Raw genomic sequence first — 17527 nt, 5'->3', positions numbered from 1 at the left:
ATAGAGGAAGACAATTACAGTAAGGAGGGAAAGGAATGGGCGAAGAAAACCAACCAAATTATACAATTTCACAGGAAAACTGGTCCCTCCATCGCAAAGGATATGACGACCAACAACGCCATCAAGAAAAAGTGCAGGAGGCAATTAAGAATAATTTACCCGATCTTGTAACAGAAGAAAGTATTGTTATGTCTAATGGCAAGGATGTTGTGAAAATACCGATTCGTTCTTTAGATGAATATAAGATTAGATATAATTATGATAAAAATAAACATGTCGGGCAAGGAAACGGTGACAGCAAAGTTGGTGATGTCGTTGCGAGAGATGGATCAGGTGGTCAAAAACAAAAAGGCCCAGGAAAAGGGCAAGGTGCAGGAGATGCAGCTGGGGAAGATTATTATGAAGCAGAAGTCTCAATTTTAGAATTGGAGCAAGCGTTTTTCAAAGAATTAGAGTTACCTAATTTAAAGAGAAAAGAAATGGATGAAAATCGGATTGAACATATTGAATTTAATGACATTAGAAAAACAGGATTGTGGGGAAATATTGATAAGAAACGAACGATGATATCAGCGTATAAACGAAATGCGATGCGTGGTAAAGCATCCTTCCATCCAATTCACCAAGAAGATTTAAAGTTCCGTACTTGGAATGAAGTGTTAAAGCCAGATTCAAAGGCTGTTGTATTAGCGATGATGGATACGAGTGGATCGATGGGAATATGGGAGAAGTATATGGCACGTAGCTTCTTTTTCTGGATGACGAGATTTTTACGTACAAAATATGAAACAGTTGATATTGAATTTATTGCTCATCATACAGAAGCGAAAGTCGTTACAGAAGAAGAGTTTTTCTCAAAAGGAGAAAGTGGGGGAACAATATGTTCTTCTGTATACAAAAAAGCACTTGAGTTAATCGATAATAAATATTCGCCAGACCGCTATAATATTTATCCATTCCACTTTTCAGATGGTGATAATTTAACTTCGGATAATGCGAGATGTGTAAAGCTTGTGGAAGAGTTGATGAAAAAATGTAATATGTTTGGATATGGGGAAGTGAATCAGTACAACCGCCATAGTACGCTAATGTCAGCTTATAAAAATATTAAAGATGAGAATTTCAGATATTATATTTTAAAGCAAAAAGCAGATGTATTCCATGCGATGAAAAGCTTCTTTAAAGAAGAATCGGGTGAAAAGATGGCATAATCCCTTTTAAAGGGATTATTTTTTTGTGAAGTTTTTGCGAAATATTTATATTGTTAGTTGACAATGAAAATGAAAATCATTATCATTTATTCGAGAAATGATTACATTTTGATTTATATATTTTGGAGGAGATGTAAAGTTGAAAAAAAATAAAAGAAAACGTATAAATGCAATGATTATAGCGGCGGCGTTATCACTCCCGTTTGCTGTGTATTCAACACCTGCTTTAGCAGCAGTAGCAATTGAGGCGAATAAAGCTGGACATGCTTTAGAAGATGGTACATATGATGCTGTTATTAAAGCGTATAAAGATAAAACAAATGAAGAGTCCATGGCAGCTGTTTATATAAAGGATCCGAATTTAACAATTGAGAATGGAAAGAAAATTATAACGGCAACGTTAAGTGATAGTGATTTCTTTCAATACTTGAAAACAGAGGATATTCATACTCCTGGTGTGTTTCATGATGTGAAAGTAATATCTGAGGATAAAAAGAAAAATGGGACGAAAGTGATTCAATTTGAAGTTGGAGAATTAGGGAAAAGATACAATATGCAGATGCACATTTATATTCCGACAATGGCCTATGATAATAAGTATCAAGTGCAGTTTGAAGTAAATACATTAAATTTAGAAAACAATGTTCCAGAAGAACAAAAGGAAAATAAAGAGGATAAAGTGGAACAACAAGATGAAGGTGCGAATGTAATATTAGATAAGCAATTACAAATGCATATTAATAAATATAATTTAAATAGAGAGAATCTAAATACTCCAATAACTAAGGAAGATTTATTAAAAGTTAAATCTTTAATAGTTGTTGAGGCAAAAAATAAAGGAATACAAGACGTAAGCGGTCTAGAATATATGACGAACTTAGAAAACTTAACGTTGGAAGAAGTTAAGTTAGAAAATACACAGTTTATCTCGAAGTTGAGACAATTAAAATCATTAAGTATAACCTATGGTGAAATTGAAGATATTGGACCTTTGGATGAGTTAGAGCATATTGAGAATTTAAGTTTAAGAAACAATAAAATTTCAGATTTAAGCCCATTGAGCCAAATGAAGAAGATTAAAATGTTAGATTTAAATAGTAATTATATAAAAGATATAACACCACTGTTTACAGTAACTTCTTTAAGGACTCTAACTTTGGCAAATAATCAAATTAGTAATGCTAATCTTGCTGGGATTGAGCAATTGAAAAATGTAAAAAATTTATCTTTAAGTAACAATGGACTTACTAATATCGAGCATATTACCTCAATGAAAAAGTTAGTGGAGTTAGACCTTTCTAAAAATGAATTAAAAAACATCGAACCTTTATTAAGATTATCTACTGTACAATCACTTAATTTAGAGGAAAACTATATTTCAGATATAACGCCACTTAGTCAATTAACAGGTTTATATGATTTAAAGCTGGGCTCGAATGAAATTCGTGATGTTAGACCTGTTCAAGAATTAGGAAAAAGAATGTACATCGATATTCAAAGACAAAAAATCTTTTTAGATGAAGCAAGTGTAGATGAGGAAATAAAAATTCCAATATACAATCTTAAAGGAGAACCACTTCAAAATATTAATTTGAAAAATGAGGGTGCTACTCTGAATAACGGATTTATAAAATGGAATAGTCCTGGAGAAAAAATATATGAATTTAAACTAGATACGAATTCTGCTGAAAGTAAAATAAGATTTAATGGGATGGTTATACAGAATATAGTTGAAAAACAAAAAGACAGTAAAAATGTAATTCTTGATAAAACTCTACAACAACATATTAATAAAGAAAATTTAGGTAGAGAGAATCTCAATGCCCCTATAACAAAAGAAGATTTATTACAGATTAAAGAATTAGAGATACTTAAAGAAAAAGGAAAAGAGATAAAAGATGTAACAGGTTTAGAGTACATGACGAACTTAGAAAACCTCACTTTAGAAGGAGTAGGCTTGAAAAATATTGAGTTTATCTCAAACTTAAAACAATTGAACGCTATGAATGTATCTCATAATCAAATTGAAGATATAACACCGTTATCTTCATTGAAAAATCTACAGTGGTTAAATCTTGCAGACAATCGTATAAAAGATGTATCGGTTCTTGGCTCAATGTTAGACTTACTTAGTTTAAAATTAGCTGGAAATGAGATTCGTGATATAAGGCCGTTAATACAATTAGGTCAGTGGTTTACAATTGATGTCGGAAGACAAAATATCGTTTTAAATGATGCAAAAGTAAATGAAGAAATTCAAGTTCCTGTATATGATTTAGAAGGAGAAATCATTGAAAATATAAAACTGACAAGTGAGGGTGGAACGCTTAATAACGGAGTAATAAAATGGAGTACTCCAGGCGAAAAGGTATATAAATTTGAATTAGATTCTGATGAAATTAGTATAAGATTTAACGGAACAGTTATCCAGAATATAGTTGAAAAAGAAGAAGTTGAAGAACCCAAAGAAGAAGTGAAAGAACCAACAAAAGAAGTTGAAGAATCAAAAGAAGAAGTGAAAGAGCCAACAAAAGAAGTTGAAGAAACGGAAGAAGAAGTAAAAGAGCCAACAAAAGAAGTTGAAGAAACGAAGGAAGAAGTAAAAGAACCAACAAAAGAAATTGAAGGATCAAAAGAAGAAGTAAAAGAACCAACAAAAGAAATTGAAGGATCAAAAGAAGAAGTAAAAGAACCAGCAACAGAAGTTGAAGGGCAAAAAGAAGAAGTGAAAGAACCAGCAACAGAAGTTGAAGGGCAAAAAGAAGAAGTGAAAGAACCAGCAACAGAAGTTGAAGGGCAAAAAGAAGAAGTAAAAGAAACACCAAAAGAAGTTGAAGAAACGAAAGAAGAAGTAAAAGAACCAACAACAGAAGTTGAAGAAGCGAAAAAAGAAGTGAAAGAACCAGCAACAAAAGTTGAAGGGCTGAAAGAAGAAGTGAAAGAATCAGCAACAGAAGTTGAAGGGCCGAAAGAAGAGGTAAAAGAATCAGCAACTGGTTTGGATCAAGAGACAAAAGAGGATAATCAAGTTGGGCCAGTGACAATCGTAGGACAAGAGAGTGCGAAAGAAAAAGATTCAAATAAACAACATGCTAATAAGCAAGAGGAAAATAAGAAGTCTTTAGCAGCAACTGGTGGTCAAGCTAACACATCGACTTTATTTTCTGGATTAGCACTTGTTCTTTCAGCACTAAGTATGTTTGTATTTAGAAAGAGATTATTTAAGAAATAAAAAACGTTTTATCTTATTATTATATAAAATGATTATATGAGTTTCTGAGAAGACCTTGTCATAGCAATTTCATGTTGAAATATGCTTATGATAAGGTCTTTTTGAATAGGGGAAGGATATTGATACGAGGATGTTTCGATCGCTTAAATAATGGAGCGATTGTAGCAAAAATTGTAAGTCCTTTTCGTTCACTATATGTTCAAAATGTATGAAGAAATAATATGAAATATTGCATTTTATATTATTTTATCTGGATAATATGTTAAGTTCGTGAATGGAATATTTACATAGGGGGAAATGATATGAACAAGAAATCAAAGATCAATAAAGTCATGCTTAGTATTAGTACAATGGCTCTATCGTTAGGTGCAATTCAAACTCATGTGTCAGCGGAAGAAAAAGTTCCATATAATGTATTGCATTCGAAACCAGTTGGAATTGAAAAACCGGTAGATGAGATTGGACACAATTCTAAGGTTGATGAAACATTATCTTTTCAAGAACGTTTAAAAGTAGGAGACTTTTCACAGCGACCAGCAGCTATTATGAAGAGTTCAGAAGTAAAGCAAGTTAAAGAAAGCTATTCGATGGCTGATTTAAACAAAATGAATGATCAAGAATTAATTGAAACGTTAGGAAGTATTAAGTGGAATCAAATTACAGACTTGTTCCAGTTTAATGAAGACGCGAAAACTTTTTATCAGGACAAAGGAAAAATGCAAGTAATTATAGACGAATTAGCTCATAGAGGTAGTACATTTACGAAAGATGACTCGAAAGGGATTCAAACGTTTACTGAAGTATTACGTTCGGCGTTTTACCTTGCATTTTATAATAAAGAATTAAGCGCTTTAAATGAAAGAAGCTTCCAGGACAAATGTTTACCAGCGTTAAAAGCTATTGCAAAAAATCCAAACTTTAAGCTTGGAACAAATGAGCAAGATACAGTCGTATCTGCATACGGTAAATTAATTAGTAATGCATCAAGTGATGTTGAACCGGTGCAATACGCATCGAATATTTTAAAACAATATAATGATAATTTTAATACATATGTAGACGATCGTATGAAAGGACAAGCTGTGTACGATATGATGCAAGGCATTGATTATGATATACAGTCTTACTTAAATGAGGCTCGTAAAGAAGCGAATGAAACGATGTGGTATGGAAAAGTAGATGGGTTTATTAATGAAATAAATCGTATTGCTCTTCTAAATGAAGTAACGCCAGAAAATAAATGGCTCGTTAATAATGGAATTTATTTTGCTAGCCGTTTAGGAAAGTTTCATAGCAATCCAAATAAAGGATTAGAGGTTGTTACACAAGCAATGCATATGTATCCACGTTTAAGCGAACCGTATTTTGTTGCGGTAGAACAAATTACAACAAACTATAATGGGAAAGATTATAGCGGGAATACGGTAGATTTAGAGAAGATACGTAAAGAAGGCAAAGAGCAATACTTACCAAAAACGTATACATTCGACGATGGATCTATTGTGTTTAAAACTGGGGATAAAGTGTCAGAAGAAAAAATTAAGAGATTATATTGGGCTGCGAAGGAAGTAAAAGCGCAATATCACCGCGTAATCGGAAATGACAAAGCTTTAGAACAAGGTAATGCAGACGACGTATTAACGATAGTAATCTATAATACTCCAGATGAATATCAGTTAAATAGACAATTGTATGGATATGAAACAAACAACGGTGGAATTTATATTGAAGAGACAGGTACATTCTTTACATATGAGCGTACGCCAGAGCAAAGTATTTATAGTTTAGAAGAGTTATTCCGTCATGAGTTCACTCATTATCTTCAAGGGAGATATGAAGTTCCCGGTTTATTTGGAAGAGGAGATATGTATCAAAATGAAAGATTAACTTGGTTCCAAGAAGGGAATGCAGAATTTTTCGCAGGATCTACTCGTACAAATAATGTAGTACCGAGAAAGAGCATCATTAGCGGATTATCATCTGATCCTGCAAGCCGTTATACAGCAGAGCGTACACTATTTGCTAAATATGGTTCTTGGGATTTCTATAACTACTCGTTCGCATTGCAGTCTTACTTATATACGCATCAGTTTGAAACATTTGATAAAATTCAAGATTTAATTCGCGCGAATGACGTGACAAGTTATGATGCATATCGTGAAAATCTAAGTAAAGACTCTAAGCTAAATAAAGAGTATCAAGAGTATATGCAGCAGCTAATTGATAATCAAGATAAGTATAATGTACCGGAAGTAGCAGATGATTATTTAGCTGAACATGCACCAAAATCGTTAACAGAAGTGAAGAAAGAAATTAGTGAGACGTTGTCTATGAAAGATGCAAAAATGACAAAACATGAGTCTCAATTCTTTAATACATTTACATTAGAAGGTACGTTTACAGGTGATGTAACAAAAGATGAATCAGAAGACTGGAACGCAATGGGTAAAAGAGTAAATGAAGCTTTAGAACAATTGGCGCAAAAAGAATGGAGCGGCTACAAAACGGTTACAGCATATTTCGTCAATTACCGTGTGAATAATTCCAATCAATTTGAATATGATGTAGTCTTCCATGGTATCGCAAAAGATGACGGAGAGAATAAAGCTCCGACAGTTCATATAAACGGTCCTTATAATGGGCTTGTAAAAGAAGGAATTCAATTCAAAAGTGATGGATCAAACGACGAAGATGGAAAAATCGTTTCTTATTCATGGGAGTTTGGAGACGGAAGAACAAGTACGGAAGTTAATCCAGTACATGCATATGAAAAAGAAGGAACTTATAAAGTAGCGTTAAGAGTAAAAGATGATAAAGGAAAAGAGAGTAGAAGTGAAACAACTGTTACGGTTAAAGATGGAAGTTTAACAGAATCTGAACCAAATAATCGTCCAGAGGAAGCAAATCGTATCGGACTAAACACTACTATAAAAGGTAGCCTTATCGGCGGGGATCACACCGATGTTTATACATTTAATGTAGCATCAGCGAAAGATATCGATATTTCTGTTTTAAATGAGTATGGAATTGGGATGACGTGGGTACTTCACCATGAATCAGATATGCAAAATTATGCTGCTTACGGTCAAGCTAATGGAAATCATATAGAAGCAAAATTAAATGCAAAACCAGGTAAGTATTACTTGTATGTATATAAATATGATAATGGCGATGGAACGTACTCATTATCACTAAAATAAGTACTCTTCCAATGTATGTTTAACTTTACTTTTTGTGGAAAATAGTATATTATATAGATATACAATATATCGGTTATTTACTAGGAGGAGCCTGTCACAATGGGTTTCTCCTGTTCTTTTTTAGAGACCTGTCTTACAGGTTTTTCTTTAAAAATTAAATAACTGAAAATTAAGATTAATAATCTTTGAAAGAGGTGAGGCATACACATAACAAAAAAGGGATTGTTTAAGAAAGGGGGATAAAAATGATGTTGTTCGGTTATCCACTTGAAACAATTTATTTATACGGATTTATAATTGCAACTATACTTACTGTTATTTATATCTTTTTTGGAGATATTTTTGAATCAATATTTAGTGTTGGGGGCGGATCTGTATCCGTTGTAACGTTGCTACTTAGTTTTTTCGCCATGTTATGTGGACTTAGTTATATAGGAGAATATTTATACTCCTATAACAGTCTCGTTATTTTCGGGGCCTCATTTGCTATATCTTTTATCGGTGTTTTCATAATGAAAATACTAATTTTAAAACCAATTGCAGAAGCAGAACAAAATACTGTCCAACGCATGGATGAATTTATAGGATGCAAGGGAGAAGTCATTACTACAATCCCTAGAGAAGGATTTGGAGAAGTGTTAATCTCCTCTCAATTTGGAAGTAATGCAATACCAGCGAAAACAATTGGAAAGAAAGATATTTCACAAGGAACCGAGGTCATTATTGAGGGAGTTCAAGATGGTGTTTTACTTGTACAAAACATCGCTTATTCTTTAAAAAAACCAAAATTATAAGGGGGAATTTACATGACGATTCCATTAATTATCGGTGGAGTTTTACTCGCAATTTTAATTCTACTTATTTTAGTATTCATTACGAAGTATCGAACAGTTGGCCCGGATGAAGCATTAATTGTGACAGGGAACTGGCTTGGTGGTGGAAAGAATGTTGTTACTACTGATGACGGAAAGAAGATTAAGATTATCCGCGGTGGTGGTACTTTCGTAGTTCCAATTATGCAAAGAGGAGAGCCTCTTAGCTTATTAAACTACAAATTAGAAGTTGGAACACGTGATACGTATACGAAACAAGGTGTACCGATTACAGTAAACGGTGTTTCTATTATTAAAGTAGGATCGACAATTGAAGAAGTATCTACAGCAGCTGAACAATATTTAGGAAAAGAAACGGAAGAGTTAAAAATAGAAGCAAAAGAAGTGTTAGAAGGGCATCTACGTGCTATTTTATCTTCTATGACAGTAGAAGATGCTTATAGTAATAGAGAGCAATTCGCACAAAAGGTACATGAAGTAGCTTCTACTGATTTGAAGAAGATGGGTCTTCGCATCGTCTCCTTTACAATTAAAGAAATAATGGATAAAAATGGATACTTAGATGCGCTTGGTCAGCCACAAATTGCAATGGTTAAGCGTGATGCAACAGTTGCGAATGCAGAGCGTGAAAAAGAGGCACGAATTGAAAAAGCTCGTGCTGAGAAAGAAGCAAAAGAAGCAGAATATCAACGTGATGCACAAATCGCTGAAGCTGAAAAACATAAGGAATTAAAAGTACAATCCTATAAGAGGGACCAAGAACAAGCTCGTGCAGATGCGGACCTTTCTTACGAATTACAACAGGCGAAAGCGCAACAAGGTGTTACAGAAGAGCAAATGCGAGTTAAAATCATTGAGCGTGAGAAACAAATTGAATTAGAAGAAAAAGAGATTGCGCGTCGTGAAAAGCAATATGATGCAGAAGTGAAGAAAAAGGCAGATGCAGATCGCTATGCTGTTGAACAATCAGCAGAGGCTGAAAAAGTAAAACAAATGAAAAAGGCAGATGCAGATCAATATAAAATTGAAGCAGAAGCAAGAGCGCGTGCAGAAGAGGTACGTGTGGAAGGTTTAGCGAAAGCAGAAATTGAAAAAGCGCAAGGTCAAGCGAAAGCGGAAGTACAAAAGGCACAAGGTACAGCGGAAGCAGATGTTATCAGGTTAAAAGGTTTAGCAGAAGCAGAAGCGAAACAAAAAATTGCAGAGGCATTTGAATTATATGGTCAAGCGGCAATTATGGATATGGTTCTTAAAATGCTTCCAAGTTACGCGAAAGAAATTGCAAGTCCACTTAGCAATATTGATAAAATTACAGTTGTTGATACAGGCGGCGGTGGTAAGAATAGCGGTGCCGGGAAGGTTGCAGGATATGCGACTGATTTAATGGCAACAATGCAAGAAACATTAAAAGCTTCTTCTGGTATTGACTTAAAAGAACTATTAGAAGGATTTGCAGGGAAAGGTGCCGTGCAACAACTATCAAATGATAAACCTGTAGTATCAGTAGTAGAAGATGAGAAAAAAGCGGTAGAAAAAGATAAAGAATAGTAAGACGGAAAGAACCTCTAGTAAATGGCAGTAGAACTACAAGAAATGATTGATAAATTTAAAGTGTAATAACAATTATTAAGAAACGAGGTAGTAATTTTACTTCGTTTCTTTTTTTATGCAGATAAAGATAAAGAAATATATAGTAACCGTGTTATGATTAAACGTGATAATAAAAAAACTGTATTTTCTTTAAATTCTATCTTTATTCATGTTAGGGGAATGGTTTTGACATTTAAAAAATTAAAGCTACAACCGAGAATTACATTAACTATTAGTACACTTATTCTTGTTGTACTGCTGTTAACAAGTTATTTATTTTACTATATATTATCTGAAACGGTAGAGGAACAAATTGGAAAAAGGGCGTTGCATGTTGCAAAAACAGTTGCTGCTATACCGGAAATCGGGGAAGCTTTTCAAAAAGAAAATCCAGCTTCTATTATTCAGCCAATTGCAGAAAAAATTCGAATCGAAACAGATGCCGACTTTATTGTAGTTGGAAATAAAGATGGTATTCGTTACGCACATCCTATGCGGGATAAAATAGGAGAGAGAATGGTTGGTGGAGATAACAAAGGGGTTCTATTAGAGGGGAAGTCTTACGTTTCGGAAGCAACGGGATCATTAGGGCCTTCATTACGAGGAAAAGCCCCAATTCGTAATCAGGATAATGAAATTATTGGCGTAGTTTCTGTTGGATTTTCAATGGATGATATTCATGGAGCGATAGAAGTATATGGAAAGCGTGTGTTTTGGATTACAATAATAGGTCTGTTAATTGGGATAATTGGCTCTATATATTTAGCAAGAAGTATAAAACGAATGATGTTTGGAATGGAGCCAGAGGAAATTTCATCTTTATATGAGGAGCATAGTACAGTTATTCAATCCGTACGTGAAGGGATTGTAGTAATCGATAAAAATGGAATGGTTAGTTTAGTAAATCAAGCAGCACATGACATTCTTTCTTTAGATAAACAACAAAATATAATGGGAGAATTTATTTTAAATGTTATTCCTAACTCATCGATACTGGATGTACTTCAAACTGGCGAAGAACAATTTGATCGTCAATTAAATATAAAGGGACAGGATGTTATTGCCAATCGCCTACCTATTAAAGTTAATAATAAAGTAACTGGTGTAGTATCCAGCTTGCGCTTGAAATCTGAGATGGATCAATTAACAGCGGAATTATCTCAAACACGGCAGTATACAGAGGCATTACGGGCGCAAACGCACGAATATAACAATTTATTGTATACGCTTTCGGGTCTTATTCAATTAGAGTCTTATGAAGATGCTTTAGAGCTTATTCATAAGGAAACGGCAGTATATCAAGAGTTCGTTCAATTTATTATGAAAAGAATTCGAAATCCGTGGTTAGGTGGGATTTTAATTGGATTTTATAATAGGGCACGAGAGTTGAAGATTGATTTTACGCTAGATCGAGAAAGTAGTTTAGAAAATTTAAGTCCACATATTGAGAGTAATTACGTTGTTTCTATTTTAGGGAATTTGATCACGAATGCATTTGAAGCAATTGAAAGAAATCAAGATTATGATAAGAAAGTAAGAATGTTTGTAACAGACATTGGGGAAGAAATATTAATTGAAGTAGAAGATTCAGGACAAGGTGTTCATGATGAAATAATTACAAGCATATTCTATAAAGGTTTTTCGACGAAAGTGGGCGGAAAACGTGGATATGGATTAGCAAAAGTGAAAGAGTTAGTAGAAGATTTAAATGGGAGTATTGCGATTGAAAAAGGGGATTTAGGTGGTGCTTTATTTATCATTGCATTACCGAAAGAGAGAGGCGAATTGTAATGAATGAGGGGATTGAAGTATTGATTGTAGAAGATGATATTCGGATTGCGGAAATTCATCGTCGCTTTACTGAAAAAATTGAGGGATTTAAAGTAATTGGAACAGCAACGACTGGAGAACAGGCGAAGGAATGGTTAGAATTTGTAAAGCCGCAGCTCGTTTTATTAGATGTATATTTACCTGATATGCAAGGGACTGAACTCGTCACATATATTAGGCATAATTTGCATGATACAGACATTATTATGATTACAGCTGCGTCAGAAACAGATGTCGTACGTCATGCTTTACGAGGAGGAGTAACAGATTATATCGTAAAGCCACTTATGTTTGATCGATTTAAAACAAGTTTAGAAAATTATCAAAAGAAGATTATGCAGTTAAAGAGAAATGACCAATTATCACCAGAACAAATTGAACATCTCTGGTCCCAAAGAGGGGTGAAGGGCAACTCAATCGAATACGCCCCAAAAGGAATAGATCCTTTAACTTTAGCAAAAATAAAAAAGCATATGTTAACAGTTAATGAAGAAGGTATTACCGCAGAAGTGTTAAGTTCAATGGTCGGAGTGAGCCGATCAACAGCGAGGCGATATTTAGAGTATTTAATATCTGGAAAGAAAGTACATGCAGAGCTTATATATGGAAGTGTAGGGAGACCGGAGAGAAGGTATTTTCTTGTTTCTTCATAACAAAAAAACAGTAGAGGATTTTATTTTCTCTACTGTTTTTTACGTCTTATATTGGAATAATCCCAATTACAATTCCGGTAATTAGCATTACCATTGTCGTTCCAACAGCCCAAAGTAAAGTAAAGCGTTGATGTTCACCAAAATCAACTTTTGCCATACCAACTAATAAATAAGTAGAAGCAACGAGTGGGCTTAGCAAGTGAACAGGTTGCCCGAGTAATGAAGCGCGTCCCATTTCAGCTGCACTAATTCCGTAAGCAGCGGCAGCTTTTGTTAAAATAGGTAGTACACCGAAGTAAAAAGCATCATTGGACATGAAAAATGTGAACGGCATACTGAGAAGAGCTGTAATAATTGGTAGTTGTGGTCCAAGAGCATCTGGTATAAGAGTCACTACACTTTGAGCCATTGCATCTACCATTTTTGTCCCTGATAAAATACCAGTGAAAATTCCAGCGGCAAATACGAGAGAAACAACCGCTAATACGTTTCCAGCGTGAGAAGCAATACGTTCTTTTTGTTGTTCCAAGTTTGGATAATTAATCATAACCGCAATAGCAAAAGCGACTGTAAATAAAACAGGTAACGGCATAACTTCTAGTATGAGACAGACGAGTAGGGAAACAGTTAATAAAAAGTTAATCCATAGCAGTTTCGGGCGTTTATGTATTTCTGCTTCGACTGTCGCAGCTTGCTCATCCATTGTTTTCATGTGTTTTAAATATTGTACATCCATAATTCCTAAACGTTTTCTTTCTTTTTTTCCAAGATAGTAGGCAACGAAAACTACCCAAATTGCACCAGCAATCATTCCTGGTATAAGTGGTGTGAAGAGCTCTGATGCATCAAGTCCAAGAGCACTCATAACCCGAGCAGTTGGTCCACCCCAAGGTGTAAGATTTGTAACACCTGCCCCTAACATAACAACCCCAGCTAATATAAGCGGATTCATCCCAAGACGTTTATATAGTGGATACATTGCGGAAACTGTAATCATATACGTTGTTGTTCCGTCACCATCTAATGAAACGATAATAGTAAGAATAGCTGTACCAACAACAATTTTTAAAGGATCTCCTTTTACAAATTTTAAAATTTTACTAATGACAGGATCGAATAAACCGCTATCAATCATAATTCCGAAATATAAAATGGCGAACATAAGCATAATACCAGTAGGTGCTAGCTTTTGAATTCCTTCTAACATCATAGGGCCCATATTGGCATAAAAGCCACCAATTAATGCGAATATAATTGGAACTAGTATTAATGCTACTAGTGCAGACATACGTTTCGTCATAATCAAAAACATAAAGACAAATACCATTGTAAATCCGAGTAATGCTAACATGTAATCTCCCCCTCTAAAAAATGATTGCGCTTTCAGAATAAAATAAAAATTCAGATAAAAGGTTTTTTATTTATAATAAAAGGTTCAATTTGAATGGTAAATAATTTGAAAAATAACATCATTAGAAGCATAATCTTTATTTTGATCATTTTGTTCACAGGGTAATTTTGAATTTTTAAAAAGATAAATGCCTTCGTACAAGAATGGTAGAATAAGATGGAAATAGCGAAGCGTGAAGTAGGGAGTAGATTTTGCATGCAAACAAGAATAGAAGAAATTTATAGTTCGTGTAAAGGAAAAGTAGAAGAGATTTTTATTAATGAATCCTCTTACGTATATGAATGGGAAAAGTTAATGATGATCCGAAAAAATGACGGTGAGATTGAAAAAGTCGCAGTAGGGATCAGTGGGAATATAAGATTAGTAAATGTAGAAGTTGGACAAAACATTGATACGGATACATTATTAGTTAAGTTAGAAGATGATTTATTAATTACTGGTTGTGAATGATGAGAGATGTGTAGAAGTAACTGCACATCTCTTTTTTGTTCCATATATTACAAAAAGAACATTGTTTTTTCACAAATCTCACACAGTTTCTTGATATTCTTCTAGTTGAGTATAAATGTAACGAAGAGATTTTTTAGAATAATGTATTCTCGTTGAGGGGGATTATATTTTTTAGGGAGGAAATAGGGATGAGAGTAAAGTATGCTGCACTTGCTATATGTTTATGCTTCGTGTTTACAGTAGTAGGGTGTGGAAAAAAGGAAATAGAAGCTGTTGCAGTTGATGAGAAAAATGATAAGTGTGATATTTGTCAAATAGGGGTAATGGATAATCAATTCGCAACAGAAATTATTTTGGAGAATGGAAAGGCGTTAAAGTTTGATGATATCGGTTGTATGTATAAATGGATGGAGATCAATTCAGGTGAAAAGACGAAAGAAAAATTTGTTCGAGATTATGATTCGAAAGATTGGGTTTCGTTAGAAGATGCTACTTACGTATATGATAAAACAATAACGACACCGATGGCTTATAATGTCATTTCATTTAAAAATAAAAAAAATGCAGAGAGTTTTGTATCTAACTATAAGGGGAAAGTTCTTTCATATAAAGAGCTATCAGAGCATAAATGGGAAATGAATAAAGAGATGATGGGGAAATCGAAAACAGGGAATCACGGTGGGCATCATTAATAATAAAAAAAGACAACTATATAGTTGTCTTTTTCTATTATTGCTCAGGTGCAAATATAGAAAAGGTGTAAAATTTTTAGAAGAACGGTTACAATGGAATGTAGTAACCTAAAGCAATCATTTATCCCTCTATTAGTGGGCAGTAAGACCCTGTCTCAAAATGCTGCGAAAGCAAAGGAGTTAGGTGGGGATCAACTGCCCGTAAAAGCCCGATTGGTGTGGGCTAATAATCAGTGGGGGATGAACAAAACCCCCACTGATTAAAGTTTCACTTTATGTACTTTTTAGAAATGTATACAAATGCGGTAAAAACGTGCTAAACTAATTGCTTCATAATGTTAATGATGAGGCCATCAGGCGTATCATTCCAATAGGTTGAGAAACATAGTATAAGTTTAAGATAATCCGATTAAAGAAGGAATCTAAAGGGCTTATGGATAAATGTACTCAAGAAGAGTTATTGTATGTGATGGAGGAATGGTTAAGAAAACATTATCTTTCATAGGAGCTGTAGTTGTGAGAAAACAAAAAATTTTATTATGTATGTTATTAGGACTTTTAATGACGGTAGTGGCTTGCGATAAGCAAGAAGAACCAGAATCGAAACCGGTTCATGTGAAAAACGAAAAGAAAAAGGAAAAGCATAAAGAACAAGAAGAAGTTAAAGAAGAAAAAAGTATAAATTTAATGGACAAACAGTTGTTACTTTCAGCGACTCTTGGAGACACAGAGACAGCTATGAAGTTGATTCAGGATGGAGCGAATATAAACGTAGAAGGTGACAACGGAGAAACGCCTGTCCTTGCAGCAACGTATCAAAATCATGTAGAGACAGTTAAAGCATTAATTGGTGCAGGTGCTAATATTGAAAGTAAAGATGAGAAACAAAGTAATCCATTTCTTTATGCAAGTAGAGAAGGATATACAGACATTGTAAAGCTACTAATTAATGCAGGGGTTAATACAAAAGAGACTACTAAATCAGGCGGAACAGCACTCATTTCAGCATCTGAACGTGGCCATGTAGAGGTCGTAAAAGAATTATTAGAGCATACAGATATTGATGTGAATTATAGAAATGCTCGTGGTGGAACAGCTTTAGTAGAAGCAATCGTATTAGGAAATGGTAGTGAAAATCATAAGAAAGTAATTCAAATGCTTATTGACCACGGGGCAGATGTAAATATGGCCAATAAGGAAAATATTACGCCGCTGCAATGTGCTGAAAAAAGAGGTTTTAAAGATATTGCGAATATGTTGAGGATGGCTGGAGCGAATGAAGTAGTACAGCCGCAACCACAACTGGTGGAATAACAAGCTGAAAAAATAAAAAGTACGAAATAATCCCATTTAGATAGACAGAATGAAGAAATCAGTTAGTATGATGGATTCAGTAATGTGTATTTGAATGGGATTTTTGTTTTGAAAAAATTATTTAAAAAGAGGAATAGATAAGGAATTCTTATGTACGTATTCTATAAAGCTTTGCTAGATGGTATTTATATACATAGTAACTAAGGAGGCTACAAATGAAATTTTCAGAACTTGAGTTAATGGCAATTCAAGCAGAGGTTTTATTTGTTCATAATCAAGTAGGAAGAATAAAGTGTGTAAATGAAAATGGAGATCTGAAAGCACCACGTTTTTTTCTTAGCAGAACTCGTGAAGGGAATATAACGAGATATCATTATAACCTGGATAGTGAAATGATAAGTAAGATTGAGAAATTAATTCGAGAACACTCAAATCACATAGAGATAGCGAAGGTCATTAAAGTATTAAATGAAGAGAGAACGGTGGAGAATATTTGGATGGGTCCTGCTTTCATGTTCCCTAATAATTTACATAAGCCAACTAGAACAATACAAATAATAGAGAAGAATAAAGAGCTTTTGCGAGAAAATTTTCCTAATTTAATAGAGCAGATGGAATGGAGGCAACCTTATTTTGCAATTGTAAAAAATGAAAAGGTAGTTTCTATATGTTGCAGTGCAAGAAGTACTCCCGCAGCTGCTGAGGCAAGTGTGGAAACTTTAAAAGAGTTCCAAGGAAATGGATACGGTGCTGATGTTGTTACAGCTTGGGCAATATCAATACAAGAGGAAAACCGCATTCCGCTTTATAGTACTTCTTGGGATAACTGTGCCTCGCAAGCAGTGGCGAGAAAACTAAAACTCATTAACTATGGAATGAATTTGCATATCGATTGAATTTTAAACATTGCTGTGTTCTGTTGAAGTTTATTCGTATATTTAGATTATTGTAAAAGGAATATGTTGAATATTAACATTCGGTTAACACCTAATTAACAATTTATCAAAACTGACTTAATAAATGCGTAATATAGTAAAGGTAACAAAATAACTAGGGTAGAGAACATTTGAGAACACCCGCTTACATATAACGTGCCACTTTCTTAAGTGTG

At 34.1% G+C, this 17527-nt stretch carries 12 protein-coding genes; 11 read left to right on the top strand and 1 reads right to left on the bottom strand.

The window, feature by feature from the left end:
• Nucleotides 1-35: 35 nt before the first annotated feature.
• The 7 genes from yhbH to ACP6L7_RS25200 all read left to right on the top strand — a co-directional run bounded on the left by yhbH (nucleotide 36) and on the right by ACP6L7_RS25200 (nucleotide 12549).
• Nucleotides 36-1211, top strand: coding sequence for a sporulation protein YhbH (gene yhbH / locus ACP6L7_RS25230; RefSeq protein ID WP_016089393.1), 1176 nt, complete (start codon nucleotides 36-38; stop codon nucleotides 1209-1211).
• A gap of 139 nt (nucleotides 1212-1350) precedes the next feature.
• Nucleotides 1351-4443 (top strand): NEAT domain-containing protein, encoded by a 3093-nt coding sequence (locus ACP6L7_RS25225; protein ID WP_264448594.1) that lies wholly within the window; start codon nucleotides 1351-1353, stop codon nucleotides 4441-4443.
• Nucleotides 4444-4745: 302 nt separating this feature from the next.
• Nucleotides 4746-7643 (top strand): collagenase ColA, encoded by a 2898-nt coding sequence (colA, locus tag ACP6L7_RS25220; protein ID WP_430529464.1) that lies wholly within the window; start codon nucleotides 4746-4748, stop codon nucleotides 7641-7643.
• A 245-nt stretch (nucleotides 7644-7888) separates the two neighbouring features.
• Nucleotides 7889-8437 carry an NfeD family protein gene (locus ACP6L7_RS25215; RefSeq protein ID WP_097832252.1) on the top strand — a complete coding sequence of 183 codons (549 nt, stop codon included), beginning with the start codon at nucleotides 7889-7891 and terminating at the stop codon, nucleotides 8435-8437.
• Between the two features lie 12 nt (nucleotides 8438-8449).
• Complete coding sequence (floT, locus tag ACP6L7_RS25210) at nucleotides 8450-10024, top strand: flotillin lipid rafts scaffold protein FloT (protein ID WP_097832253.1); 1575 nt, start codon at nucleotides 8450-8452, stop codon at nucleotides 10022-10024.
• 222 nt (nucleotides 10025-10246) lie between these two features.
• Complete coding sequence (locus ACP6L7_RS25205; protein ID WP_071772137.1) at nucleotides 10247-11857, top strand: ATP-binding protein; 1611 nt, start codon at nucleotides 10247-10249, stop codon at nucleotides 11855-11857.
• Nucleotides 11857-12549, top strand: a complete 693-nt coding sequence (locus tag ACP6L7_RS25200) for a response regulator (RefSeq protein ID WP_097832254.1) — start codon at nucleotides 11857-11859, stop codon at nucleotides 12547-12549. The genes ACP6L7_RS25205 and ACP6L7_RS25200 overlap by 1 nt, the downstream gene beginning before the upstream one ends.
• A 46-nt stretch (nucleotides 12550-12595) precedes the next feature.
• Here the strand turns inward: ACP6L7_RS25200 and ACP6L7_RS25195 are convergent, their stop codons facing one another.
• Entirely contained in the window at nucleotides 12596-13900 is a 1305-nt protein-coding gene (locus tag ACP6L7_RS25195) for a CitMHS family transporter (protein WP_097832255.1), read from the bottom strand.
• A gap of 255 nt (nucleotides 13901-14155) precedes the next feature.
• Between ACP6L7_RS25195 and ACP6L7_RS25190 the strand changes: the two genes are divergently transcribed.
• The 4 genes from ACP6L7_RS25190 (at nucleotide 14156) to ACP6L7_RS25175 (ending at nucleotide 17312) form a co-directional block, all read left to right on the top strand.
• A complete protein-coding gene (locus ACP6L7_RS25190) occupies nucleotides 14156-14410 on the top strand; it encodes a hypothetical protein (RefSeq protein ID WP_097832256.1) in 255 nt (84 codons plus the stop codon).
• A 188-nt stretch (nucleotides 14411-14598) separates the two neighbouring features.
• The gene (locus ACP6L7_RS25185) at nucleotides 14599-15102 is read left to right on the top strand and encodes a nitrous oxide reductase accessory protein NosL (RefSeq protein ID WP_097832257.1); all 504 of its coding nucleotides are present in this window, start codon (nucleotides 14599-14601) and stop codon (nucleotides 15100-15102) included.
• A gap of 441 nt (nucleotides 15103-15543) precedes the next feature.
• On the top strand, nucleotides 15544-16416 hold the full coding sequence (locus ACP6L7_RS25180; RefSeq protein ID WP_141533468.1) for an ankyrin repeat domain-containing protein: 873 nt from the start codon (nucleotides 15544-15546) through the stop codon (nucleotides 16414-16416).
• A 215-nt stretch (nucleotides 16417-16631) separates the two neighbouring features.
• Nucleotides 16632-17312, top strand: a complete 681-nt coding sequence (locus ACP6L7_RS25175) for a GNAT family N-acetyltransferase (protein WP_097832258.1) — start codon at nucleotides 16632-16634, stop codon at nucleotides 17310-17312.
• The last annotated feature ends 215 nt before the right edge of the window (nucleotides 17313-17527 follow it).

Origin of the sequence: Bacillus silvicola (assembly GCF_050524305.1) — a bacterium.
In the GTDB taxonomy this organism is placed as follows: domain Bacteria; phylum Bacillota; class Bacilli; order Bacillales; family Bacillaceae_G; genus Bacillus_A; species Bacillus_A cereus_AT.
The sequence above is the reverse complement of the archived record's forward strand: the minus strand, read 5'-3'. Positions and strand labels throughout refer to the sequence as shown.

Bases quoted from the DNA above. Each gene is read 5' to 3' on its own strand.
- yhbH (WP_016089393.1), top strand. From the start codon at position 36: ATGGGCGAAGAAAACCAACCAAATTATACAATTTCACAGGAAAACTGG.
- colA (WP_430529464.1), top strand. From the start codon at position 4,746: ATGAACAAGAAATCAAAGATCAATAAAGTCATGCTTAGTATTAGTACA.
- ACP6L7_RS25215 (WP_097832252.1), top strand. From the start codon at position 7,889: ATGATGTTGTTCGGTTATCCACTTGAAACAATTTATTTATACGGATTT.
- floT (WP_097832253.1), top strand. From the start codon at position 8,450: ATGACGATTCCATTAATTATCGGTGGAGTTTTACTCGCAATTTTAATT.
- ACP6L7_RS25205 (WP_071772137.1), top strand. From the start codon at position 10,247: ATGGTTTTGACATTTAAAAAATTAAAGCTACAACCGAGAATTACATTA.
- ACP6L7_RS25200 (WP_097832254.1), top strand. From the start codon at position 11,857: ATGAATGAGGGGATTGAAGTATTGATTGTAGAAGATGATATTCGGATT.
- ACP6L7_RS25195 (WP_097832255.1), bottom strand. From the start codon at position 13,900: ATGTTAGCATTACTCGGATTTACAATGGTATTTGTCTTTATGTTTTTG.
- ACP6L7_RS25190 (WP_097832256.1), top strand. From the start codon at position 14,156: ATGCAAACAAGAATAGAAGAAATTTATAGTTCGTGTAAAGGAAAAGTA.
- ACP6L7_RS25185 (WP_097832257.1), top strand. From the start codon at position 14,599: ATGAGAGTAAAGTATGCTGCACTTGCTATATGTTTATGCTTCGTGTTT.
- ACP6L7_RS25180 (WP_141533468.1), top strand. From the start codon at position 15,544: ATGTACTCAAGAAGAGTTATTGTATGTGATGGAGGAATGGTTAAGAAA.
- ACP6L7_RS25175 (WP_097832258.1), top strand. From the start codon at position 16,632: ATGAAATTTTCAGAACTTGAGTTAATGGCAATTCAAGCAGAGGTTTTA.